The sequence below is a fragment of the Duganella fentianensis genome, assembly GCF_964031615.1.
In the GTDB taxonomy this organism is placed as follows: Bacteria; Pseudomonadota; Gammaproteobacteria; order Burkholderiales; family Burkholderiaceae_D; genus Rugamonas; species Rugamonas fentianensis_A.
Window position 1 is genome coordinate 312,557 of sequence record NZ_CAXIQN010000009.1, and the last position, 21,987, is coordinate 334,543.

Genomic DNA, 21,987 nt, shown 5'->3' on the forward strand with positions numbered 1-21,987 from the left:
AGCGCCTCGCTGGGGAGTTTAGGCCTGTGTCTGGCAGAAGTCAATGCTATCTTATGTCTTATATAAGACAGATAAGTTATTGCTGGTTTTTGCTGGACGGCAGGGGGTATTTGTGGTGAAATCGTGGTCTATGAATTCCGTCCCGCCCAATAATAACCCTGCATCCACTACCGCAAGCGGCAGTGCGGGCAGCGCATCGGCGGCCCCTTCGCCCACGTTCTCGCCACTTTACCAGCAAATCAAGGGTCTGATTACCCAGAGTTTGCAGTCGGGCGAATGGAAACCGGGTGAACTGATTCCCAGCGAAGTAGAACTGGCCAACCGTTTCAAGGTGAGCCAGGGTACCGTGCGCAAGGCGATCGACGAGCTGGCGGCGGAAAATCTGGTCATGCGCAAGCAGGGCAAGGGAACTTTCGTTTCCACCCATCATGAAGCGCGCGCCCACTTCCGTTTTCTGCGCCTGATGCCGGACGAAGGCGTGCCGCACTATCCCGACAGCAAGATTATCGAAGTCAAGCGTATGCGTGCGCCGGCCGATGTGGCGCGCCTGCTGGAGCTGAAGTCGGGCGATGCGGTGGTGTATATCAAGCGGGTGCAGGCGTTCGAAGGTGTGCCTACCATTGTGGAAGAACTGTGGTTGCCCGGCATGATCTTCAAAGGGCTGACGGCCGAGCGCCTGATGGAATACAAAGGCCCGATGTACGGCCTGTTCGAGTCGGAATTCGGTACCCGCATGATACGCGCGACGGAAAAAATCCGCGCTGTCAGCGTGGGTGAGGAAGATGCAAAATTGCTGGGCATCGCTGCCCAGACCCCGCTGCTGGAGTCGGAGCGGGTGTCGTTCACTTATGGTGATAAGGCGGTGGAACTGCGCCGCGGTCTGTACTCGACCGCCCGTCACCATTATCACAACGAATTGAACTAAGTGAGCTGAGCTGTAAGGATCACACGAGTTGATGTGAGGAGATGCCTGTTTGCTGCAATGCAGCGGCAGGTGGCGAAAACAGGGGGGGAATCGAGGCATAACCCTGTTGCGCTGAAAATACGTTGAGCTACAGAAAGTAGCCGTCGCAGCTGTTGACTACCACTATTTTAGTTATATGTAACAATACATATTGGTTAGAAATGCGAAAATCAGCGAAAATCGCATTCTCGAAATTTTTGTTTATGCCTAGGAGGTCTTGATATGTCAGAAGCCGTAAGGGAAGCCCCGAAAAAAGAACGGCCGGAGTTCCGTAACATCCATGTGACGGAATTGTCCAACTACCGCTTGCCTTTGGCTGGCTTGGTATCCATTTTGCACCGCATCAGCGGCCTCACGATGTTCCTGCTGCTGCCATTCGTGCTGTACCTGCTGGAACAAAGCCTGCGCTCGGAAATCTCCTTCGCGTACTATCAAGGCATCGTGTCCTACCCGCTGGTCAAACTGATCATTCTGGCGCTGGTCTGGGGCTATCTGCACCACTTCTGCGCTGGCGTACGCCACCTGATCATGGACATGCACATCGGTCTGGCCAAGGAGCAGGCACGTCACTCGGCCGCTTCCGTGCTGGCAGTGAGCCTGACCCTGACCGCAATCATCGCCCTCAAACTGTTTGGAGTCTTCTGAGATGGCAACTAACGATAACATCGGACCAAAACGCCTCGTCGTAGGCGCGCATTACGGCCTGCGTGACTGGCTGGCGCAACGCGTGACCGCACTGGTCATGGTGGCTTACACCGTGATCCTGCTGGTGTCCTTCCTGACCGGCCAGAACTTCACCTATGAAGGCTGGGCTGGCCTGTTCGCCCAGCAGTGGTTCAAGCTGATCAGCGCCGTGACCCTGTTCGGTCTGTTCTTCCACGCCTGGGTTGGCGTACGTGACATCTGGATGGATTACGTGAAATCCGTCGGTCTGCGTCTGACCCTGCAAGTCGCCACCATCTTGTGGTTGATCGCTTGTGCCGCATGGTCGGTACAGATACTCTGGAGTGTTTAATCGTGGCAGCTATCAAATCTGCAATCCCTACCCGCCGCTTTGATGCGGTAATCGTCGGCGCCGGCGGCTCCGGCATGCGTGCATCGCTGCAACTGGCTGAAGCCGGTCTGAACGTCGCGGTGCTGTCGAAAGTTTTCCCTACCCGTTCCCACACCGTGGCAGCGCAGGGCGGTATCGGCGCCTCGCTGGGCAATATGGCCGAAGATAACTGGTTCTGGCATATGTTCGACACCGTGAAAGGTGGCGACTATCTGGGCGACCAGGATGCGATCGAATTCATGTGCCGCGAAGCACCGAAGGTCGTGTACGAACTGGAACACTTCGGTATGCCTTTCGACCGTAATCCGGACGGCACCATCTATCAGCGCCCATTCGGCGGCCACACCGCCAACTTCGGCGAAAAAGCTGTACAACGTGCTTGCGCTGCGGCTGACCGTACCGGTCACGCACTGCTGCACACCCTGTACCAGCGCAACGTCCGTGCCCGTACCCACTTCTTCGTCGAGTGGATGGCACTGGACCTGATCCGTGACGCCGAAGGCGACGTGGTCGGCGTGGTTGCACTGGAAATGGAAACCGGCGAATGCATGATTCTGGAAGCTAAGACCACCATCTTCGCGACCGGCGGTGCTGGCCGTATCTTCGCTGCATCGACCAATGCTTTCATCAACACCGGCGACGGTATGGGTATGGCTGCACGTGCCGGCCTGCCGCTGCAAGACATGGAATTCTGGCAGTTCCACCCGACCGGCGTGTCCGGCGCGGGCGTGCTGATCACCGAAGGTGTACGCGGTGAAGGCGGTATCCTGATCAACTCCGAAGGCGAACGTTTCATGGAGCGCTATGCGCCGACGCTGAAGGATCTGGCGCCACGCGACTTCGTTTCGCGCTCGATGGACCAGGAGATCAAAGAAGGTCGGGGCTGCGGTCCGAACAAGGATCACGTGATGCTGGATCTGCGCCACATCGGCGCCGACACCATCCAGAAGCGTCTGCCTTCGATTCTGGAAATCGGCCACAAGTTTGCCAACGTCGACGCCACCAAAGAGCCGATTCCGGTCGTACCAACCATCCACTACCAGATGGGCGGTATTCCAACCAACATCCACGGTCAGGTGGTGACGCCGAACGGCGACGGCACCCAGAAAGTGGTCAATGGCCTGTACGCAATCGGCGAATGCGCCTGCGTATCGGTGCACGGCGCTAACCGTCTGGGCACCAACTCGCTGCTCGACCTGGTGGTATTCGGCCGCGCAGCCGGTAACCACGTGGTGGCACAGAACCTCAAGCAGAAGGAAAACAAACCGCTGCCTAAGGATGCTGCCGACTTCGCGATGAACCGTCTGAACAAGCTGGAAACCTCGAACGGCGGCGAAAAAGTGCAGGGCGTTGCCAACGACATCCGCGCCACCATGCAGAAATACTGCGGCGTGTTCCGTACCGACGAGATGCTGAACAAGGGCGTGGAAGAAATCATGAAGCTGGACGAGCGTCGCAAGCACGTATCGTTCAAGGACAAATCGAAAGTGTTCAACACCGCCCGCGTCGAAGCGCTGGAGCTGGACAACCTGATCGAAACTGCCAAAGCCACCATCGTCTCGGCCGCAGCTCGTAAGGAATCGCGTGGCGCGCACGCCCACAACGATTTCCCACAGCGTGACGATGACAACTGGATGAAACACACCCTGTGGTACTCGGCGGACAACCGTCTGGAATACAAGGCAGTCGTGACCAAGCCGCTGACGGTCGACACCTTCAAACCGAAACCACGTACTTTCTAAGAGCTAAGAACATGGCACGCACTCTCAAACTGAAAATTTATCGTTACGATCCCGATCAGGACGCCAAGCCTTACATGCAGGACGTGACGGTCGAGCTGAAAGACACCGACAAGATGCTGCTCGACGCACTGCAGCGCATCAAGTCCGACGTGGATGATTCGCTGGCCCTGCGCCGCTCGTGCCGCGAAGGCGTGTGCGGTTCGGACGCCATGAACATCAATGGCAAAAACGGTCTGGCCTGCACCACCAACCTGAACGAGCTGACCGAGCCTATCGTGCTGCGTCCGCTGCCTGGCCTGCCAGTGATCCGCGATCTGATCGTCGACATGACCCAGTTCTTCAAGCAGTACGACTCGGTCAAGCCATACCTGATCAACGATTCCATCCGCCCTGAAAAAGAGCGTCTGCAATCGCCAGCCCAGCGCGAAGAGCTGGACGGTCTGTACGAGTGCATTCTGTGCGCTTGCTGCTCGACCTCCTGCCCATCGTTCTGGTGGAATCCGGACAAGTTCGTCGGTCCTGCCGGCCTGCTGCAAGCCTACCGCTTCATCGCCGACTCGCGCGACGAAGCCACCGGCGCCCGTCTGGACAATCTGGAAGATCCATACCGTCTGTTCCGTTGCCACTCGATCATGAACTGCGTCGACGTGTGCCCTAAAGGTCTGAACCCGAACAAAGCTATCGGCAAGATCAAGGAACTGATGGTCCGTCGCGCCATCTGATGCACCACACGGGCGGCGTTGCCAACGCAGGCCGCCCGTTTTTGTAAAGTAGCCGCACCATGACTGCACCGAATACCGCTGCGCACCAGTCTGACCCGGCCAACCGCGCGCGCCTGCGCTGGCGTGCCCGCCGTGGACTGCTGGAAAACGACATCATCCTGACCCGTTTTCTCGATGCGCATGAAACCGAATTGACCGACGAGGAAGTGGACGCCCTGACGCGGCTGCTGGATCTGTCGGACAATGCCCTGATGGATCTGATTTTGGCCCGCAAGGAGCCTGATGGCGATATCGATCTGCCGCAGGTGCATGCCTTGCTGGCACGTCTGCGACAGGCCTGAGCCTGAAGCCCTAGCACTGCAATAACAGGTTTTTTTTACTTTTGTCTCACCTCTCCAAGAAGGAAGAGTTCATGAACACCTCTGATAGCAAAGCCACACTGTCGTTCTCCGATGGTAGCCCATCGGTCGATTTTCCGATCTACAAAGGGACCGTTGGTCCGGACGTGATCGACATCCGTAAACTGTACGCCGGCACCGGCAAGTTCACCTACGATCCGGGCTTCATGTCGACTGCGGCATGTAATTCCTCGATTACCTACATCGACGGCGACAAGGGCGAACTGCTGTATCGCGGCTACCCGATCGAACAGCTGGCCGTGAACGCCGACTTCATGGAATCGTGCTACCTGCTGCTGAACGGCGAACTGCCGAACGCAGAACAGAAAGCCACCTTCGTCGACACCGTGACCAAGCACACCATGGTGCACGAGCAGATGCAGTTCTTCTTCCGCGGCTTCCGTCGTGACGCGCACCCGATGTCGGTACTGGTTGGTACCGTTGGCGCGCTGGCGTCGTTCTACCACGATTCGCTCGACATCAACGATGCCAAGCACCGTGAAGTATCGGCTATCCGCCTGATCGCCAAAATGCCAACGCTGGTAGCGATGGCTTACAAATACTCGGTTGGCCAGCCGTTCGTGTACCCACGCAACGACCTGTCGTACAGCGCCAACTTCATGCGCATGATGTTCGGCAATCCATGCGAAGAATACAAAGTCAACGACGTGCTGGTGCGCGCTCTCGACCGTATCCTGATCCTGCACGCAGACCACGAGCAGAACGCTTCGACCTCGACCGTGCGTCTGGCCGGTTCGTCGGGCGCCAACCCGTTCGCCTGTATCGCTGCCGGTATCGCCTGCCTGTGGGGCCCTGCTCACGGTGGCGCTAACGAAGCCGCACTGAACATGCTGAAAGAAATCGGCACCGTCGAGAACATTCCTGCCTTCATCGCTCAGGTGAAAGACAAGAACTCGGGCGTGAAGCTGATGGGCTTCGGTCACCGCGTCTATAAAAACTTCGACCCGCGCGCCAAACTGATGCGTGAAACCTGCTACGAAGTGCTGGAAGAACTGGGCCTGCAAGACGACCCACTGTTCAAGCTGGCCATGGAACTGGAAAAGATTGCACTGAACGACGAATACTTCGTTTCGCGCAAACTGTACCCGAACGTGGACTTCTACTCGGGCATCGTACAGTCGGCACTGGGCATTCCAGTTTCGCTGTTCACCGGTATCTTCGCCATGGCCCGTACCATCGGCTGGATCGCCCAGTGGAACGAAATGATCGCCGATCCAGAACAGAAAATCGGCCGTCCACGCCAGCTGTTCGTGGGTTCGACCACGCGCGAAGTCAAGCCACTGGATCAGCGTTAATCCGCGATTCAAGCTGCAAAAAAAGCGGGCTACGGCCCGCTTTTTTTTCGTCTGTGGGGTCAGGTCGGGCAAAGTGCAGGTGACAGGTCGGGCAGTGCCCCGTTGCCCGACCTGTCACCTGCACTTTGCCCGACCTGACCCTGTGCTTAGTTGTCCTGATCGAGCAGGGCCTGGATTTCGGCGCGCTCTTTTTTGCTCACATGGCCGCCGCGCAGGGCGGCTAGCACCAGCGCTTTGCCGGAACCGGCGAAGGCTTTCTGGATCAGTTCTTTGAGCAGATTGGTCTGCAGGGCGTCCTGTGCCTGCGCCGGCGCATAGATGTGGGCGCGCTGGCTTTCGTCGCGGCTCAGGATGCCTTTGCTGTGCATGACCTGTAGCAGACGCAGTACGGTGGCGTAGTTCATGTCCGGCCGGCTAGCGAGTGCGGCCTGATGCACCTGCTTGGCGGTGGCGGGGCCGCTGGCCCATAACAGGCGCAGCATTTCCAGTTCGGCGGGAGTGGGTTTGGTGACGAGTGTGTTCATAGAGCGCATTCTTATTAGACTATGCATCTAGATTAAAATATCTAGATGCATTTGTCTAGTTGCGCCACCGGACAGGCGCTTCCTGCCCGGTGTTTTAGGCTGCCGCTCTTGGCACGACATTTACCACTTCATTTCGCCTTTGGCTACTTTGGCGCTGGTGTCCAGTGCTGCTTTGAGGCCTGCTTGCGGATACAGTTGCTGCATGCGGGCGATCAGCGCGGCCGAGTTGGCTGCCGCAGCCGTCTCTGCTTCAAACTTCACCAGATAGTCGCGCGTGAAGCCTATGCTGGCCGGCGTCAGTGCACTGCCCACTTTGTAGTGGCCCGGCACCACGGTGGCTGGCTGCAGGGCGGCGATGCCGTCCAGCGTGGCCAGCCATTGCTGGCGCGAGGCCAGCGTCTGGGTATCGGCGGTCCACACGTGCAGGTCGTGGAACAGCACCACGCCACCGGCTACCGTCTTGATCGATGGAATCCACACATAGCTGCGCTCAGGTGCCGGACCTTGCAGACCAGCGATCTGCAGGGTTTCGCCTTCCAGTTCGATGCGGTCGCCCTGCAGCACCTGCGGCACGATGATGCTGTACGGTGCATTGTCTTTCAGGATAGGGCCCCAGAACGCTACTTTGGCATCCTTTTTCTTTTCGATTGCAGCCACCGTGTAGGAGGTGGCGACGATCTTGGCTTCAGGGAATGCGGCGTGGATGACGTCGAGGCCGAAGTAGAAATCCGGATCGCCGTGACTCACATACACGGTAGTCAGGCGCTTGCCGCTGGCACGGATCTGTTCGACCAGTTTCAGTGCTTCGCCACGCGAGAACTGGGCGTCGATCAATACGGCATCCTTGGCGCCGCTGACCAGCACGGAGGCGACCGGGAAGATGGCTGCTTCGCCCGGATTGAAGACTTCCACCTTGAGCGGGGCAGCGCTGGCGCTGGCGACAGTGGCGGCGAGGGCGGTGCTGGCAACGGCTTGCAGAGTTTGCTTGATCATGATGGTCTTTCGTGTTGGGTTGGAATGACGTCATCTTAAATTGCTTGATCCGGTAGAAAAACGCCGTATCATTCACCAATTAATTGCATAAATCGGACGAATGTATGGACCGGATTACCGCCGCTAAAGTGTTTGTCAGCATCGCTGAACGGGGCAGCATGATTGCCGCTGCCGATGCGCTCGATATGTCGCGTGCCATGGTGACACGCTATCTGGCGGAAATGGAGCAGTGGGCCGGCGCCCGCCTGCTGCACCGGAGCACCCGCCGCCTGAGCCTGACGGATGCCGGTACGCTGACACTGGCACGCTGCCGCAGCATGCTGGAACTGGCTGACGATATGGCGCTCGATGGTGCGGTGGAGGAGGGCGCGCCGCGTGGCCTGCTGCGCATCAGTTGCTCGCAGTCGCTGGCGCAGGCCGTGCTGGCACCGGCCATGACGGCGTTTCTGCAGCGCTATCCGCACACCACGGTGGACATGCAGATAAATAACCGCGCGGTGAATCTGGTCGAGCAACGCATCGATCTGGCGCTGCGCATTACCAATGCGCTTGAGCCTAACCTGATTGCGCGCCAGTTAGCCCAGTGCGATTCGGTGATCTGTGCGGCACCAGCCTATCTGGCCCGTCACGGCACACCGGGGCAGGTGGCCGATCTGGCGCGCCACAATTGCCTGACGTATAGCTATTTCGGCAAGAGTCTGTGGCAATTTACCGACGTTCACGGTGAAACTCTGTCCGTGCCCGTCAGCGGCAACCTGTCGGCCAATGAAGATACCAGTCTGCTCAGGGCGGCGTTGCATGGTGCAGGCATCGTATTGCAGCCCAGGTATAGCGTGATGGCAATGATAGACCGTGGCGAGCTGGTGCAGCTTCTGCCGCAATTCACACCCCAACAGATGGGTATTCACGCTATTTATACCTCGCGCCAGCATATGTCGGCCGCTTTGCGCGCTTTGCTGGACTTTCTGGCGGACTGGTTCCAGCACGATGCCAGCTGGCTGGCACACACGCCTGCCGCGCGCCGTCGTGGCAGGGTAAGCTTAGAATAATGAAAACATTTCGCTTGTCGATACCCTGTTGCGACGCTTAATGCCACATTAAAACGCAAGTTTTCATGGCTTTTTGCCGCACAAATGGTTGTTCGGATACAATACCGGTGCTATCCTGAATGACCGATTTTTGTAGTACCTGAAGAAATATAGCCCTTCCCCACAACTTGATGTGCAATCCGCTAACCGGTCAGGCCGTGTCGCGGAAGGTTAGATTAACCCGCTAATTCCTCGCGAAGCGCGAAGAAAGGTGAGCAATATGATGCAACAATATACGTCCAACTCCTACCTGTTTGGTGGGAACGCCCCGTACGTTGAAGAACTGTACGAAGCGTATCTCGACAATCCAGGTTCCGTGCCAGACAACTGGCGCGCCTATTTCGACGCCATGCAGCACGTCCCGGCCGTCGATGGTTCCAACAAACCCGACGTCGCTCACGCTTCCGTGATCGCCTCTTTCGCCGAACGCGCGAAAGCCGGTCCTATCCGTACCGTGGTTGCTTCGGCCGACGCCGAAATGGGCCGCAAACGCGTGGCCGCCACCCAGCTGATCGCGGCTTACCGCTATCTGGGTTCGCGCTGGGCCAATCTGGACCCGCTGCAGCGTCAGGAGCGTCCTGCTATCCCTGAACTCGATCCTAGCTTCTACGGGTTCACCGATGCGGACATGGACACCGTATTCAACATCAGCAACACCTACTTCGGCCCAGAGACCGCGACCCTGCGCGACCTGCTGAACTTCCTGCGCGATACCTACACCCGTTCGATCGGCGCCGAGTTCATGTACATCTCCGACCCGGCCGAAAAACGCTGGCTGCAAGAGCGTCTGGAAGCGATCCGCTCGACGCCTAACTTCACCGCAGAGAAGAAGCAGCACATTCTGGAGCGCTTGACCGCTGCAGAAGGTCTGGAGCGTTATTTGCACACCAAGTATGTCGGTCAAAAGCGTTTCTCGCTGGAAGGCGGCGAAACCTTCATCGCGTCGATCGACGAAATCATCCAGCGCGCCGGTGAAAAAGGCGTGCAGGAAATCGTGATCGGTATGGCCCACCGCGGCCGTCTGAACGTGCTCGTGAACACCCTGGGCAAATCGCCTAAGGAACTGTTCGAAGAATTCGAAGGCAAGCACGGCGACGACCTGCCAGCCGGTGACGTGAAATACCACCAGGGCTTCTCGTCGGACATCTCGACCGCTGGCGGTCCTGTCCACCTGTCGCTGGCCTTCAACCCATCGCACCTGGAAATCGTCAACCCAGTGGTAGAAGGTTCCGTCAAAGCCCGTATGGATCGCCGCGGCGACCACGCTGGCAAGCAAGTGCTGCCAATTCTGGTGCACGGCGATGCCGCTTTCGCTGGTCAGGGCGTTGTGATGGAAACCCTGAATCTGGCCCAGACCCGTGGTTACGGCACCGGCGGTACCGTGCACATCGTGATCAACAACCAGATCGGTTTCACCACCTCCGACCCGCGCGATGCCCGTTCTACCATCTACTGCTCGGACGTCGTCAAGATGATCGAAGCACCTGTGCTGCACGTGAACGCCGACGATCCTGAAGCCGTGGTTCTGGCTTCGCAGATCGCTATGGACTACCGTCTGCAGTTCCAGAAAGATATCGTTGTCGACATCATCTGCTACCGCAAACTGGGCCACAACGAGCAAGATACCCCGGCACTGACCCAGCCGCTGATGTACAAGAAAATCGGCCAGCACCCAGGCACCCGCAAACTGTATGCGGACAAACTGGTTGCACAAGCTGTGATCCCTGCCGACGGCGGCGAAAAAATGCAATCGGCCTTCCGTGACGCCATGGACGCCGGCAAGCACACCGTTGATCCGGTCATCACCAACTTCAAGAACAAGTTCGCCGTTGACTGGCTGCCGTTCCTGAACCGCAAGTGGACCGACAGCGCCGATACCGCCGTGCCGATGACCGAACTGAAACGTCTGGCTGGCCGCATCACCACCGTACCGGAAAACTTCAAAGTCCACGCACTGGTGGAAAAAGTGCTGGCTGACCGCGCTGCCATGGGCCGCGGCGAGCTGAATCTGGACTGGGGCATGGGCGAACACCTGGCCTTCGCATCGCTGGTCGCTTCGGGCTACGCTGTGCGTCTGACCGGTCAGGATGCTGGCCGTGGTACTTTCGTTCACCGTCACGCTGTGCTGCACGATCAGAACCGCGAACGCTGGGATGCCGGCACCTATGTGCCTCTGCAGAACATCGCCGAAGGTCAGGCACCATTCACCGTGATCGACTCGGTGCTGTCGGAAGAAGCGGTACTGGGCTTCGAATACGGCTACTCGACCGCAGAACCTAACACCCTGACCATCTGGGAAGCCCAGTTCGGCGACTTCGTCAACGGCGCTCAGGTTGTCATCGACCAGTTCATCAGCTCCGGCGAAGTGAAGTGGGGTCGTGCTTCGGGTCTGGTCATGATGCTGCCACACGGCTACGAAGGTCAGGGCCCAGAGCACTCGTCGGCTCGCCCAGAGCGCTTCCTGCAGCTGTGCGCAGACAACAACATGCAAGTGGTACAACCGACCACCGCCTCGCAGATCTTCCACGTGCTGCGTCGCCAGATGGTGCGTCAGTTCCGCAAACCGCTGGTCATCCTCACGCCGAAATCGCTGCTGCGTAACAAGGATGCCGGTACGCCGCTGACCGAACTGGCCAAGGGCGCGTTCCAGACCGTGATCGGTGAAGTCGACGAGAAAATCGACGCCAAGAAAGTCAAACGCGTGATCGCCTGCTCGGGCAAGGTCTACTACGATCTGGTCAACGCACGCAAGACCCGCGGCCAGACCGATACCGCCATCATCCGTGTGGAACAGCTGTATCCATTCCCGCACAAATCGTTCGCTGCCGAACTGAAAAAGTTCCCAGCCGCGACGGAAGTGGTATGGGCACAGGACGAACCGCAGAATCAGGGCCCATGGTTCCAGATTCAGCACAACATCTTCGAGAGCATGGAAGCCGGTCAGCGTCTGGCTTACGCCGGTCGCCCAGCGTCGGCATCGCCAGCCGTCGGCTACTACGACAAGCACTATGCCCAGCAAAAAGATCTGCTGGAAACGGCTTTCTCGAAGCTCAAAGGTTTCATCCTGACCAAATAAGCCCCATGGCGCCATGCCTGATCCGGCATGGCGCCTGACAGAATCAATGTTTATACAGGCGTGACCGCAAGCATGTAGCGGAGCGCCATTACACAATATACGGAGTTATCCATGGCACAAATTCAAGTTAAAGTACCTCAACTGTCGGAATCGGTCGCAGAAGCGACCATGCTGACCTGGCACAAGAAAATCGGCGAAGCAGTTGCCCGTGACGAAAACCTGATCGACATCGAAACCGACAAAGTGGTACTGGAACTGCCAGCACCGGCCGCTGGCGTGCTGGTTGAAATCATCAAAGGCGACGGCAGCACCGTGGTTGCTGACGAAGTGATCGCTGTGATCGACACCGAAGCTGCTGCCGGCGCAACCGCCCCAGCCGCTGCCGCTGCTGCACCAGCTGCCGCTCCTGCCGCTGCTGCTGCCCCAGCTGCCGCTACCGGTGGTAACAAAGGCGACGTGGCTATGCCAGCCGCTGCCAAGATCCTGTCGGAAAAAGGTCTGAGCGCTAGCGACGTAGCCGGTTCGGGCAAAGATGGTCGCGTGACCAAGGGTGACGCACTGGCTGCTTCGGCACCGGCTACCCCGGCCGTCGCTCCGCTGGCTGCTCCTGCCGCTAAACCAGCACTGCAACAAGTTGCTGCACCTGCCGCTGCCAACCTGGGCGACCGTCCGGAAGAGCGCGTGCCGATGAGCCGTCTGCGTGCCCGTATCGCCGAGCGTCTGGTGCAATCGCAATCGACCAACGCGATTCTGACCACCTTCAACGAAGTCAACATGGCGCCAGTCATGGACCTGCGCAACAAGTACAAGGACAAGTTCGAGAAAGAGCACGGCGTCAAGCTGGGCTTCATGTCCTTCTTCGTTAAAGCTGCTGTGGCCGCTCTGAAGAAATACCCTATCCTGAACGCTTCGGTGGACGGCAACGACATCGTCTACCACGGCTACTTCGACATCGGTATCGCTGTGGGTTCGCCACGCGGTCTGGTGGTGCCTATTCTGCGCAATGCCGACCAGATGTCGATCGCTGACATCGAGAAGAAAATCGGCGAATTCGGCGCCAAGGCTAAAGAAGGCAAGCTGACCCTGGACGACCTGACCGGCGGTACCTTCTCGATCTCGAACGGCGGTACCTTCGGTTCGATGCTGTCGACCCCGATCATCAACCCACCACAATCGGCCATTCTGGGCGTGCACGCCACCAAAGATCGCGCTGTCGTCGAAAACGGCCAGATCGTGGTGCGTCCGATGAACTATCTGGCCATGTCCTACGACCACCGTATCATCGACGGTCGCGAAGCTGTGCTGGGTCTGGTAGCTATGAAAGAAGCGCTGGAAGATCCAGCTCGCCTGCTGCTGGAACTGTAATCACCGCTAGTGCGTTCCGGCCCCTGTGCCGGAACGCCATTCAGAGGAAGAACCATGAGCGTTTCCGAAGAAATCAAGCGTTTGCATGAACTGCACCAGTCCGGCGCCCTGTCGGATGCAGAGTTCGCTGCGGCCAAGGCCAAGCTGCTCAGCAGCGGTAGCTATGGCGGCGAGCAGCTTTCCAACGACATCAGCAAACTGCGTCGCTCCAACAGCGACCGCTGGCTGGGTGGCGTGTGTGGCGGCCTCGGTCGCATCAGTGGCGTCGAGACGTGGATCTGGCGCCTGCTGTTCGTGATGTTCGTGCTGACCTTCGGCTTCGGTATCGCGCTGTACATTCTGCTCTGGATCTTTGTGCCAGAAGAAGAAACCATAGGATAAACAATAATGAGCAAACAATTTGACGTAGTAGTCATCGGCGCCGGTCCCGGCGGTTATATCGCTGCCATCCGTGCAGCCCAACTGGGTTTCTCGGTCGCCTGCGTCGACGCATGGGAAAATGAAAAGGGCGGCCCTGCACCGGGCGGCACTTGCACCAACGTCGGTTGCATCCCTTCCAAAGCCCTGCTGCAATCGTCGGAACACTACGAGCACGCTGGCCATGCGTTCAAGGAACACGGTATCGATGTAGCCGGCCTGTCCCTGAACCTGCCGCAAATGCTGAAGCGCAAGAACACCGTCGTCAAACAGAACAATGACGGCATCCTGTTCCTGTTCAAGAAAAACAAAGTGACCTTCTTCCATGGCCGCGCCGCTTTCGCTGGTCCAGCGACTGCTGAAGGCTACCCGCTGGCCATCTCGGCACCTGCCAACGAAACCATCACGGGTAAACAGGTGATTATCGCTACCGGTTCGAATGCACGTGAACTGCCGGGCGCAGCGTTTGACGAGAAACTGATTCTGTCGAACACGGGCGCACTGGCGATCGACGCAGTTCCAGCCAAGCTGGGCGTGATCGGTGCTGGCGTGATCGGTCTGGAAATGGGCTCCGTATGGCGCCGTCTGGGCGCGGAAGTGACCGTGCTGGAAGGCCTGCCAGTGTTCCTCGGCGCAGTTGACGAGCAGATCGCCAAAGAAGCGCAGAAGCTGTTCACCAAACAGGGCCTGTCGATCAATCTGGGCTGCAAGATCGGCGCCATCACCAAGGGCGACAACAATGTCACCGTGGCGTACGAAAACGCCAAGGGCGAAGCACAGACCGCCGTGTTCGACAAGTTGATCGTGTCGATCGGCCGTACCCCGAACACCAATGGTCTGGGCGCTGACAAAGTCGGTCTGGCACTGGACGAGCGCGGATTCGTGGCCGTCGACGGCGACTGCAAAACCAATCTGCCGGGCGTATGGGCTGTGGGCGACGTGGTACGTGGCCCGATGCTGGCGCACAAAGCGGAAGAAGAAGGCGTTGCCGTGGCCGAGCGTATCGCTGGCCAGCACGGTCATACCAACTTCGACACCATTCCTTGGGTAATCTACACCTCGCCGGAAATCGCCTGGGTAGGCAAAACCGAGCAGGCGCTGAAAGCTGCTGGCGTGGCGTACAAGGCCGGTACTTTCCCGTTCCTCGCGAACGGCCGTGCACGCGCACTGGGCGATACCTCGGGTATGGTGAAATTCCTCGCCGATGCCACCACCGACGAAATCCTCGGCGTGCACATCATCGGCCCTATGGCTTCGGAACTGATCTCGGAAGCTGTCGTGGCAATGGAATTCAAGGCATCGGCCGAAGACATCGCCCGTATCTGCCACGCTCACCCATCGCTGTCGGAAGCCACCAAAGAGGCTGCGCTGGCGATCGATAAGCGTACCCTGAACTTCTAAGCAATCCTCTAGCGGACTGCGGGCGGGCTGCGGTCCGCCCTTTTTCTTTTGCGCAGTACAGAACTCGCAGTACATAACTGAATCTCATGAACGTCCAAGAGTTTTACCAGCATGCGCTTGAGCAGCGCAATTTCAAGGCCGATGCTGCCCAGCGTATGGCTGTTGACCGTCTGCAAGTGTGCTATGACGCATGGGTGGCCTACAAAGGCCAGCGTTCCAGCACCTTCAAGCGCCTGATCAACCGGCCCGATGTGCCGCGCGGCGTGTATATGTGGGGCGGGGTAGGGCGCGGTAAGTCCTTCCTGATGGACAGTTTCTATTCGGTGGTGCCGGTGGTGCGCAAGACCCGTTTGCACTTCCACGAATTCATGCGCGGCGTGCACCGCCAGCTCGACGATCTGAAAGGCGTGGCCAATCCGCTCGACGAAGTGGCCAAGCGCGTCGCTAAAAAATACCGACTGATCTGCTTCGATGAATTCCACATTTCCGATGTGGCCGATGCGATGATCATGTACAACCTGCTGAAGGCGCTGTTCGATAACGGCGTGTCCTTCATCATGACTTCCAACTACGATCCGCGGCTGCTGTATCCGGACGGGCTGCACCGTGACCGCATTCTGCCTACTATTGCGCTGCTGTACGAAAAGCTCGATGTGATGAATATCGATGCGGGTATCGATTACCGTGGCCGTGCGCTCGAGCAGGTCGAGTCGTATTACACCCCGCTCAATGCGGACACCGATGCAGCACTGCGTGAGGCCTATGCACGGGTGGCCGAAAGTGCCGATGAAGATCCTGTGATCCGCATCGAAGCGCGCGAAATCCGGGCGCTGCGCCGCGCCGGCACCACCATCTGGTTCGATTTCAACACCCTGTGCGGCGGCCCCCGTTCGCAGAATGATTATCTGGAAATCGCCAGCCGCTTCCATACCGTGATATTGTCCGGCATACCGATGATGTCGGCTGCGCAGTCGTCCGAAGCGCGCCGCTTTACGTGGCTGATCGATGTATTCTACGATCAGGGCGTGAAGTTGCTGATGTCGGCCGAAGTGGAGCCCGAGCAGTTGTACACCACGGGCACGCTGGCCAACGAATTCCACCGCACCGTCTCGCGTATTGTCGAGATGCAGTCGCAGGAATATATGGATAAGGAACAGCGCGCGACTGCCGCAGCGCTGGCCTAGTTTTTTAGGAAGTGTATGTTCATTGCAAGTAAATCGAAGGCGCAGCGTCTGGCGTTGCTGGTGATGCTGACGCTAGGCTTAGGTATGGCGCTGCCAGCGCAGGCCGCTGAGGCCGCGGCGCGCTGGCCGAAAGTGCAGTCGGTCGAGCAGGCCAATGCTGCCCTGCGTCAGGTGGAGCAGGAGCGTGCCGTGGTGCACCAGCAGTTTGCCGATGCCGAGCGGGTCTGCTACGAGCGTTTCTTTGTCAATGCCTGTCTGGGCGATGCCAAGGAAGTGCGACGCGTAGCGCTGGCCGTGCTGCGTGCCGCCGAAGTCGATGCCGAGCACTTCAAGCGCGCCGACTCGGTGGAAAAGCGCGATGCAGATCTGGCCGAACGGGCACGCAAGGATGCGGAAGAAGAGGCCCAGCATGCGGCGCTGCCGCCCAAGCCGGCCAAGGTAGTAGACGATACGCCACGCCCGCCGCCTGTGACCGGGCCGGTGGTGGACCGTGAAGCCCGTCATGCGGAAAAGCTCAAGAAGCTGGAAGCGCAGGATGCGGCGAATGCGGGCAAGCGGGCAGAAAACGTGGCCAACTTCGAGCGCAAGCAGCAGGAATCGCAGCGCCGTCAGGCTGAAGTAGCGCGCAAAAAGGCCGAAAACGAGGCCAAGCACGCGGCGAAAGCAGAAGCGGAACAGCGCAAGGCCGATGCAGCGAAAAAGTGACGCATAGCAGCATTATTTGGCTGGGCGGCGCGGGTAGATTAAACTAGACGCAGTTTGCAGTAGTACTCCTTGTTTCAGTGAAACTTTTGTGTGGGTAGAGACCGAGAATTATGGCTGATGTAATTGATATCCAGCGTCGTCTGATAGAACTCGACGTTGAACACCGCGATCTGGATGCCGTCATCAACATGCTGACGCTCGATGGTCACCATGACCAGCTGCAGTTGCGCCGCCTCAAAAAGCGCAAGCTGCAATTGAAAGACCATATCACTCTGCTCAAGATGCAACTGGTGCCGGACGTTCCGGCCTGAGTTGCGAGCCGTATCGCCTGCCTAGCTAGTATATTTTGACTCAACACCCATCTCCGTCCGCCGCGACCGCACCTGATGCTGTGGTCGGCGAGATTGCCGAAACTCCCCCGGGAAAACATGATGCCGAGGTCGAACGCCTGTTCGGTGCCGGTGGCCCGCTGGGCCCGGCTGTGGGCGACTTCCGTCCGCGCCGCTCCCAGACCGAAATGGCCAAGGCCGTGGCGGCTGCCATCGATAGCCAGACCACGCTGATCGCTGAGGCAGGCACGGGTACGGGCAAGACGTTTGCCTATCTGGTGCCGGCCCTGCTGTGGGGCGGCAAGACCATCATCTCCACGGGGACCAAGAATCTGCAGGACCAGCTATTCCTGCGCGATATCCCCACTGTGCGCGCGGCGCTGCAGGCGCCTGTGTCGGTGGCGCTGCTCAAGGGCCGCTCCAACTACCTGTGCCACTACCATCTGGAGCGCACGCTGCAGAATGGCCGCATGACTTCGCGTGACGATGTGGGGCATCTGCGCGAAATTTCCCGCTTCCTGAAAATGACCAATTCCGGCGACAAGGCGGAACTGGCGCGGGTGCCGGAAAATGCCCTGATCTGGAATCTGGTCACCTCCACCCGTGACAACTGCATGGGCGCCGAATGCCAGTACTATCAGGACTGCTTCGTGATGAAGGCGCGCAAGGAAGCCCAGCAGGCCGATGTGGTGGTGGTCAACCATCACCTGTTCTTTGCCGATGTGGCGCTGAAGGACTCCGGTGTGGCCGAGTTACTGCCTTCGGCCAACACGGTGATCTTCGATGAAGCGCACCAGCTGCCCGATACTGCCACGCTATTCTTCGGAGACACCTTTTCCACCTCGCAAGTGCTGGAGCTGTGCCGCGATGTGCTGGCCGAAGGGCTGGCTCATGCACGCGATGGCGCCGACTGGGGCAAGACGGTGACGGTGGTGGAAAAAGCCGCGCGTGATCTGCGCCTGACCTTCCCGCAGGATATCGTGCGCCTGTCGCTGCCGCAGATTGCGCCATCGAGCGATTTTTTTCCCGCACTGGAAACTCTCAAGGATGAGCTGGACGGCATGCTGGCCGTGCTGGAGACGCAGGCCGAACGGGCCGAGACGCTGGAACAGTGCCGCCAGCGCGGGCTGCAGCTGGCGCAGCAGTTACGCGACTGGAAATTCGATCCGAAAGCACGGGTAGAGAAGGGCGCGGAAGCGGTATTCTGGGTGGAAGCCTATGCCTCGTCGCTGCAGCTGCACAAGACCCCGCTGTCGATCGCGCCCATCTTCAATGGCCAGCGCGAAGGCGTGCCCCGTAGCTGGATCTTCACTTCGGCGACGCTGGCCGTGAAAAACGATTTCAGTCACTTCGCCGAGCAGATGGGCCTGACAGGCGAACCGTCGATGACGTGGCCCAGCCCGTTCGATTACGGATCGCAAGGCATACTGTACGTGCCGCAAGGCTTGCCTGATCCGAATTCCATGGGCTATACGGATGCCGTGCTGGATCTGGCCCTGCCCGTCATCGAAGCGGCCGGTGGCCGTACCTTCCTGCTGTGCACCACGCTGCGCGCCGTCAAGCGGGCAGCCGAACGGCTGCGCGACGAGTTCGAACGGCGCGGCCTGAACTTCCCCCTGTTCGTACAGGGTGATAAAGGCCGGACGGAATTGCTGGACCAGTTCCGCGCGGCCGGTAACGGCGTGCTGATCGGCAGCCAGTCGTTCTGGGAAGGGGTGGACGTGCGCGGTGATGCATTGTCGCTGGTAATCATCGACAAGCTGCCGTTTGCACCGCCCGATGATCCCGTGCTGGCGGCCCGCATCGAAGTGATGGAAAAGCAGGGCAAGAACGGCTTTATGCACCACACCCTGCCGGAAGCCATCATCAATCTGAAGCAGGGCGCTGGCCGGCTGATCCGCGATGTCGGCGATCGCGGCGTGCTGATGCTGTGCGACCCGCGCGTGATCTCCAAGCCTTACGGCAAACGTATCTGGCAAAGCCTGCCGGCCTTCAAGCGTACGCGCGAACAGGCCGATGTGATCGCCTTCTTCCAGTCCTGAACACCCGCGCACACCTTTGCGCTGGCACAAACGCGTGCCAGCGCCGGGCGCTAGAGTGAACTCTGCGCTGCACCGTTTGGCGTGCAGTTACGGAGGATGTCATGGCAATCCGACACGGCTGTTTTATCAGTTATGCCCATGGCCATCACGCATACATGAGCCGCTTCAAGAGCGATCTGATCGAAGCTCTGGCCTGCTATCTGGAACCCCATTTCGATAACGAAGACGAACTGTTCGTCGATAGCGCCCAGCTGGGCGGTGGCGATGATCTCGACCAGCGCATCGCCCGCGCCCTGTGCGAAAGCGTGTGCATGATCGTGATCTACACGCCCCGTTACGAAGCCCATGCCTACACGCGGCGCGAATATGCCGCCATGCAGCGCATTGAAGCGGAGCGCAGCGCCTGGTACCGCCTGCCCAGCCACCTGATCATTCCCGTCATCATGACGCGCCATCCGGCCGGTCTGCCACCGCAGATCGCGGGGCCGGGCATGTATGTGGATTTTTCCCGCTACACGCTGGCCAGCAATTCCTTCAAATCCAATCCCGAGTTTCTACCGGAAATAGAAAAAATCGTCCTGCGCATCGCCGAGCACTACCACTGCCTGAAGCGCTATATGCCGCCCCGTCACGATTGCAGCAAGTTTGTCCTGCCCGATATCCCGCCCGAATGGCGGGTACTTCCTCCCCCTAATTTCCCACGCTAAAGGTCAGTCATGGATACCCAGGCCCTGTTGCTACCGCCGCTCAGCGATCACGGCGAAGTCATCACATTTTATGCCTACCGCGACGCCGCCAGCCGTAGTGCGGCGCTGGCTAATCTGGCGCTGCTGCTGGCGCGCCGGCGCGCCGCTTACAGTCCCGTGCTGATGATAGACTGGGATCTGCAGGCACCGTCGCTGCACCAGTATTTCGCGGCGCCATGCCAGCATGGGGGCGTGCTGGAACTGTTCGAAGCTTGCGCCGCGCAACTGGCGCAATATCAGCCCAGCGGGATCCACGACGACACGCTGCTGGCCTACGAAGTGCTGGCAGCGCTGGACTGGGAACAGTATGTCACTAGGGTGGATCAGGCCAGCCAGCTGTACCTGATGCCGGCCGGCCGGCTCGACCTGCAGTACCGCGAGCGGCTGGCGGCACTGGACTGGGAAGCGCTGTTTCAGCGTTGCCCCGCACTGTTCCGCTGCTTTGCCGCACAGATGGCCTGTCACTTCCGCCATGTGCTGGTGGATGCCGGCGGCGGGCAGAGCGATACGGCCGGCCTGTGCACGACGCTGCTACCGCGCAAGCTGGTGATGCTGTTCGGGCCGGAGCCGGCCAGTCTGGAGCAGGGCTGTGCCATGGTGGCAAGGGCTACCAGCTATCGCTGCAGCCACGAAGACGAGCAGCGCCCCCTGCTGGTGTATCCCGTGGCCGTGCAGCTGGAAGGCGATGATGCGCATCTGCGCACTCTGCGCCGCCATGGCGATGGCCAGCAGCTCGCCGGTTATCAGCCGCAGCTGGAACAGTTGCTGGCTGACTGCTATGGCTTGCGCCAGATTTCGCTCGATAGCTATTGCGACGAAGTCCAGTTGCAGCAGAGCCGCGATGGCGTGCAGCAACTGGCGGTGCGCGCCACGCCCCATGGCGACCGGCATACGCTGGCACGTTCGTATGAAAGCCTGCTGGACTGGCTGGAGCCCGGCTATCTGCCGTGGCAGTCACGCCCGGAACTGGCTGCACTGGAACAGTACAAGGGCTTGGCGGCCCAGTTGAGTGGTAACAGTCTGGCGCTGGCCCAAGCCCAGTCGCAACAGGCGCTAGGGCAGGAGTATTGCGCGCAGCAGCGCTGGGCGCAGGCCGGTGCCTGCTTCGAACAGGCTTTGCAGTTGCGCCAGCAGGTACTGGGGCCGGAACAGCCGGAAACGCTGGCCAGCAAGGGCGCGCTAGCGGCCGTGCAGTACCAGACAGGCCGGCTGGAGCAGGCGCAGATACTGCAGGAATGTGTGGCCGAAGCCTGCGACCGGCTGCTGGGCGGCGAGCATCCGGATACGCTGGCCGCGCGCACGGCACTGGCACTGACGCTGGGCGCGCGCGGGCTGGCGGCGCAGGCCATGCTGATCCACGATGAAGTACTGGCCGTATACGTCCGTCTGCTGGGCGAGCAGCACCGGCTGACGCTGGCCTGCCAGAGCGAGCGGGCAGCCCAGTTATTCCGTCAGGGTGAATACGCCGCGGCGCGCAGTGTGCAGGAGCCTTTGCTGGCAGCCCGCAAGCGCTGCCTGGGCAGCGAACATGCCGAGACGCTGGCCAGCTGCACGGCACTGGCACGCACCATGCTGCAACTCGATGAGCCGGACGTGGCGCACCTTCTGCTCGATGCAGTGTTGCAAATTAGTATCAAACAGCATGGCCTGTACCATGCGGCCGTGCGGCAGGCGCGCGCCGACTTGGCCGAGCTGCTGCGCCAGACGGGCAGCCACGCGGGCCAGCATCCGGGCCAGGCGGATCTGGTGCCGGAACTGCGCCAGCAAGGCGCGCTCGATGCCTATGACGAAGCATTGCTGCAGCCTTTGCAACCCTTGCAGCCTTTAGGCCCCGATACGGCCAGCCTGACGGCCGAGCAGATACTGGCGCTCGATGGCATACCGGCCCAGAGTCGCCGGCGCAGTCGCTGACACAAATTTA

The 21,987-nt window shown here is 59.5% G+C and carries 20 protein-coding genes; 18 read left to right on the top strand and 2 right to left on the bottom strand.

Annotated elements, in window-relative coordinates; translation table 11 throughout:
• Positions 1–130: 130 nt before the first annotated feature.
• The 7 genes from ABNT42_RS07290 (at position 131) to gltA (ending at position 6,196) form a co-directional block, all read left to right on the top strand.
• On the top strand, positions 131–925 hold the full coding sequence (locus tag ABNT42_RS07290; protein WP_155433464.1) for a GntR family transcriptional regulator: 795 nt from the start codon (positions 131–133) through the stop codon (positions 923–925).
• A gap of 261 nt (positions 926–1,186) precedes the next feature.
• Positions 1,187–1,609, top strand: a complete 423-nt coding sequence (gene sdhC / locus ABNT42_RS07295; protein WP_348695933.1) for a succinate dehydrogenase, cytochrome b556 subunit — start codon at positions 1,187–1,189, stop codon at positions 1,607–1,609.
• A gap of 1 nt (position 1,610) precedes the next feature.
• A complete protein-coding gene (gene sdhD / locus ABNT42_RS07300; RefSeq protein ID WP_155433466.1) occupies positions 1,611–1,979 on the top strand; it encodes a succinate dehydrogenase, hydrophobic membrane anchor protein in 369 nt (122 codons plus the stop codon).
• A 2-nt stretch (positions 1,980–1,981) separates the two neighbouring features.
• Positions 1,982–3,760: a succinate dehydrogenase flavoprotein subunit gene (sdhA, locus tag ABNT42_RS07305; RefSeq protein WP_161034139.1), complete on the top strand. Its 1,779-nt coding sequence runs from the start codon at positions 1,982–1,984 to the stop codon at positions 3,758–3,760.
• 11 nt (positions 3,761–3,771) lie between these two features.
• Positions 3,772–4,482, top strand: a complete 711-nt coding sequence (locus ABNT42_RS07310) for a succinate dehydrogenase iron-sulfur subunit (RefSeq protein WP_155433468.1) — start codon at positions 3,772–3,774, stop codon at positions 4,480–4,482.
• Positions 4,483–4,541: 59 nt separating this feature from the next.
• Positions 4,542–4,823: a succinate dehydrogenase assembly factor 2 gene (locus tag ABNT42_RS07315; protein ID WP_348695940.1), complete on the top strand. Its 282-nt coding sequence runs from the start codon at positions 4,542–4,544 to the stop codon at positions 4,821–4,823.
• A 71-nt stretch (positions 4,824–4,894) separates the two neighbouring features.
• A complete protein-coding gene (gene gltA / locus ABNT42_RS07320) occupies positions 4,895–6,196 on the top strand; it encodes a citrate synthase (protein ID WP_348695943.1) in 1,302 nt (433 codons plus the stop codon).
• A gap of 146 nt (positions 6,197–6,342) precedes the next feature.
• Here the strand turns inward: gltA and ABNT42_RS07325 are convergent, their stop codons facing one another.
• Together ABNT42_RS07325 and ABNT42_RS07330 are read right to left on the bottom strand one after the other, a co-directional pair.
• The gene (locus ABNT42_RS07325) at positions 6,343–6,720 is read right to left on the bottom strand and encodes a BlaI/MecI/CopY family transcriptional regulator (RefSeq protein WP_348695946.1); all 378 of its coding nucleotides are present in this window, start codon (positions 6,718–6,720) and stop codon (positions 6,343–6,345) included.
• 120 nt (positions 6,721–6,840) lie between these two features.
• Positions 6,841–7,713: an MBL fold metallo-hydrolase gene (locus tag ABNT42_RS07330; protein WP_348695949.1), complete on the bottom strand. Its 873-nt coding sequence runs from the start codon at positions 7,711–7,713 to the stop codon at positions 6,841–6,843.
• A 104-nt stretch (positions 7,714–7,817) separates the two neighbouring features.
• Here ABNT42_RS07330 and ABNT42_RS07335 point away from each other — a divergent pair, with 104 nt between their 5' ends.
• The 11 genes from ABNT42_RS07335 to ABNT42_RS07385 all read left to right on the top strand — a co-directional run bounded on the left by ABNT42_RS07335 (position 7,818) and on the right by ABNT42_RS07385 (position 21,977).
• Complete coding sequence (locus tag ABNT42_RS07335; RefSeq protein ID WP_348695952.1) at positions 7,818–8,762, top strand: LysR family transcriptional regulator; 945 nt, start codon at positions 7,818–7,820, stop codon at positions 8,760–8,762.
• A 259-nt stretch (positions 8,763–9,021) separates the two neighbouring features.
• The gene (locus ABNT42_RS07340; RefSeq protein ID WP_348695955.1) at positions 9,022–11,877 is read left to right on the top strand and encodes a 2-oxoglutarate dehydrogenase E1 component; all 2,856 of its coding nucleotides are present in this window, start codon (positions 9,022–9,024) and stop codon (positions 11,875–11,877) included.
• Positions 11,878–11,988: 111 nt separating this feature from the next.
• Positions 11,989–13,242: a 2-oxoglutarate dehydrogenase complex dihydrolipoyllysine-residue succinyltransferase gene (gene odhB, locus ABNT42_RS07345; RefSeq protein ID WP_348695958.1), complete on the top strand. Its 1,254-nt coding sequence runs from the start codon at positions 11,989–11,991 to the stop codon at positions 13,240–13,242.
• Between the two features lie 54 nt (positions 13,243–13,296).
• The gene (locus ABNT42_RS07350) at positions 13,297–13,623 is read left to right on the top strand and encodes a PspC domain-containing protein (RefSeq protein ID WP_348695961.1); all 327 of its coding nucleotides are present in this window, start codon (positions 13,297–13,299) and stop codon (positions 13,621–13,623) included.
• Between the two features lie 6 nt (positions 13,624–13,629).
• On the top strand, positions 13,630–15,060 hold the full coding sequence (gene lpdA, locus ABNT42_RS07355) for a dihydrolipoyl dehydrogenase (protein ID WP_348695965.1): 1,431 nt from the start codon (positions 13,630–13,632) through the stop codon (positions 15,058–15,060).
• Positions 15,061–15,146: 86 nt separating this feature from the next.
• A complete protein-coding gene (gene zapE, locus ABNT42_RS07360; RefSeq protein ID WP_348695968.1) occupies positions 15,147–16,244 on the top strand; it encodes a cell division protein ZapE in 1,098 nt (365 codons plus the stop codon).
• A gap of 15 nt (positions 16,245–16,259) precedes the next feature.
• A complete protein-coding gene (locus tag ABNT42_RS07365) occupies positions 16,260–16,949 on the top strand; it encodes a hypothetical protein (RefSeq protein WP_348695971.1) in 690 nt (229 codons plus the stop codon).
• A gap of 110 nt (positions 16,950–17,059) precedes the next feature.
• Complete coding sequence (locus ABNT42_RS07370) at positions 17,060–17,260, top strand: DUF465 domain-containing protein (protein ID WP_155433481.1); 201 nt, start codon at positions 17,060–17,062, stop codon at positions 17,258–17,260.
• 80 nt (positions 17,261–17,340) lie between these two features.
• Complete coding sequence (locus tag ABNT42_RS07375; protein ID WP_348696108.1) at positions 17,341–19,320, top strand: ATP-dependent DNA helicase; 1,980 nt, start codon at positions 17,341–17,343, stop codon at positions 19,318–19,320.
• Between the two features lie 101 nt (positions 19,321–19,421).
• The gene (locus ABNT42_RS07380) at positions 19,422–20,027 is read left to right on the top strand and encodes a toll/interleukin-1 receptor domain-containing protein (RefSeq protein WP_348695974.1); all 606 of its coding nucleotides are present in this window, start codon (positions 19,422–19,424) and stop codon (positions 20,025–20,027) included.
• Positions 20,028–20,036: 9 nt separating this feature from the next.
• On the top strand, positions 20,037–21,977 hold the full coding sequence (locus ABNT42_RS07385; RefSeq protein ID WP_348695977.1) for a tetratricopeptide repeat protein: 1,941 nt from the start codon (positions 20,037–20,039) through the stop codon (positions 21,975–21,977).
• Positions 21,978–21,987: the final 10 nt, after the last annotated feature.

What these genes read in the sequence shown, in the direction of transcription:
- sdhD (WP_155433466.1), top strand. Translation starts at nt 1,611, where the DNA reads ATGGCAACTAACGATAACATCGGACCAAAACGCCTCGTCGTAGGCGCG.
- ABNT42_RS07370 (WP_155433481.1), top strand. Translation starts at nt 17,060, where the DNA reads ATGGCTGATGTAATTGATATCCAGCGTCGTCTGATAGAACTCGACGTT.
- ABNT42_RS07335 (WP_348695952.1), top strand. Translation starts at nt 7,818, where the DNA reads ATGGACCGGATTACCGCCGCTAAAGTGTTTGTCAGCATCGCTGAACGG.
- gltA (WP_348695943.1), top strand. Translation starts at nt 4,895, where the DNA reads ATGAACACCTCTGATAGCAAAGCCACACTGTCGTTCTCCGATGGTAGC.
- ABNT42_RS07325 (WP_348695946.1), bottom strand. Translation starts at nt 6,720, where the DNA reads ATGAACACACTCGTCACCAAACCCACTCCCGCCGAACTGGAAATGCTG.
- ABNT42_RS07365 (WP_348695971.1), top strand. Translation starts at nt 16,260, where the DNA reads ATGTTCATTGCAAGTAAATCGAAGGCGCAGCGTCTGGCGTTGCTGGTG.
- zapE (WP_348695968.1), top strand. Translation starts at nt 15,147, where the DNA reads ATGAACGTCCAAGAGTTTTACCAGCATGCGCTTGAGCAGCGCAATTTC.
- ABNT42_RS07385 (WP_348695977.1), top strand. Translation starts at nt 20,037, where the DNA reads ATGGATACCCAGGCCCTGTTGCTACCGCCGCTCAGCGATCACGGCGAA.
- ABNT42_RS07330 (WP_348695949.1), bottom strand. Translation starts at nt 7,713, where the DNA reads ATGATCAAGCAAACTCTGCAAGCCGTTGCCAGCACCGCCCTCGCCGCC.
- ABNT42_RS07315 (WP_348695940.1), top strand. Translation starts at nt 4,542, where the DNA reads ATGACTGCACCGAATACCGCTGCGCACCAGTCTGACCCGGCCAACCGC.
- ABNT42_RS07340 (WP_348695955.1), top strand. Translation starts at nt 9,022, where the DNA reads ATGATGCAACAATATACGTCCAACTCCTACCTGTTTGGTGGGAACGCC.
- sdhC (WP_348695933.1), top strand. Translation starts at nt 1,187, where the DNA reads ATGTCAGAAGCCGTAAGGGAAGCCCCGAAAAAAGAACGGCCGGAGTTC.
- odhB (WP_348695958.1), top strand. Translation starts at nt 11,989, where the DNA reads ATGGCACAAATTCAAGTTAAAGTACCTCAACTGTCGGAATCGGTCGCA.
- ABNT42_RS07310 (WP_155433468.1), top strand. Translation starts at nt 3,772, where the DNA reads ATGGCACGCACTCTCAAACTGAAAATTTATCGTTACGATCCCGATCAG.
- ABNT42_RS07380 (WP_348695974.1), top strand. Translation starts at nt 19,422, where the DNA reads ATGGCAATCCGACACGGCTGTTTTATCAGTTATGCCCATGGCCATCAC.
- lpdA (WP_348695965.1), top strand. Translation starts at nt 13,630, where the DNA reads ATGAGCAAACAATTTGACGTAGTAGTCATCGGCGCCGGTCCCGGCGGT.
- ABNT42_RS07350 (WP_348695961.1), top strand. Translation starts at nt 13,297, where the DNA reads ATGAGCGTTTCCGAAGAAATCAAGCGTTTGCATGAACTGCACCAGTCC.
- ABNT42_RS07290 (WP_155433464.1), top strand. Translation starts at nt 131, where the DNA reads ATGAATTCCGTCCCGCCCAATAATAACCCTGCATCCACTACCGCAAGC.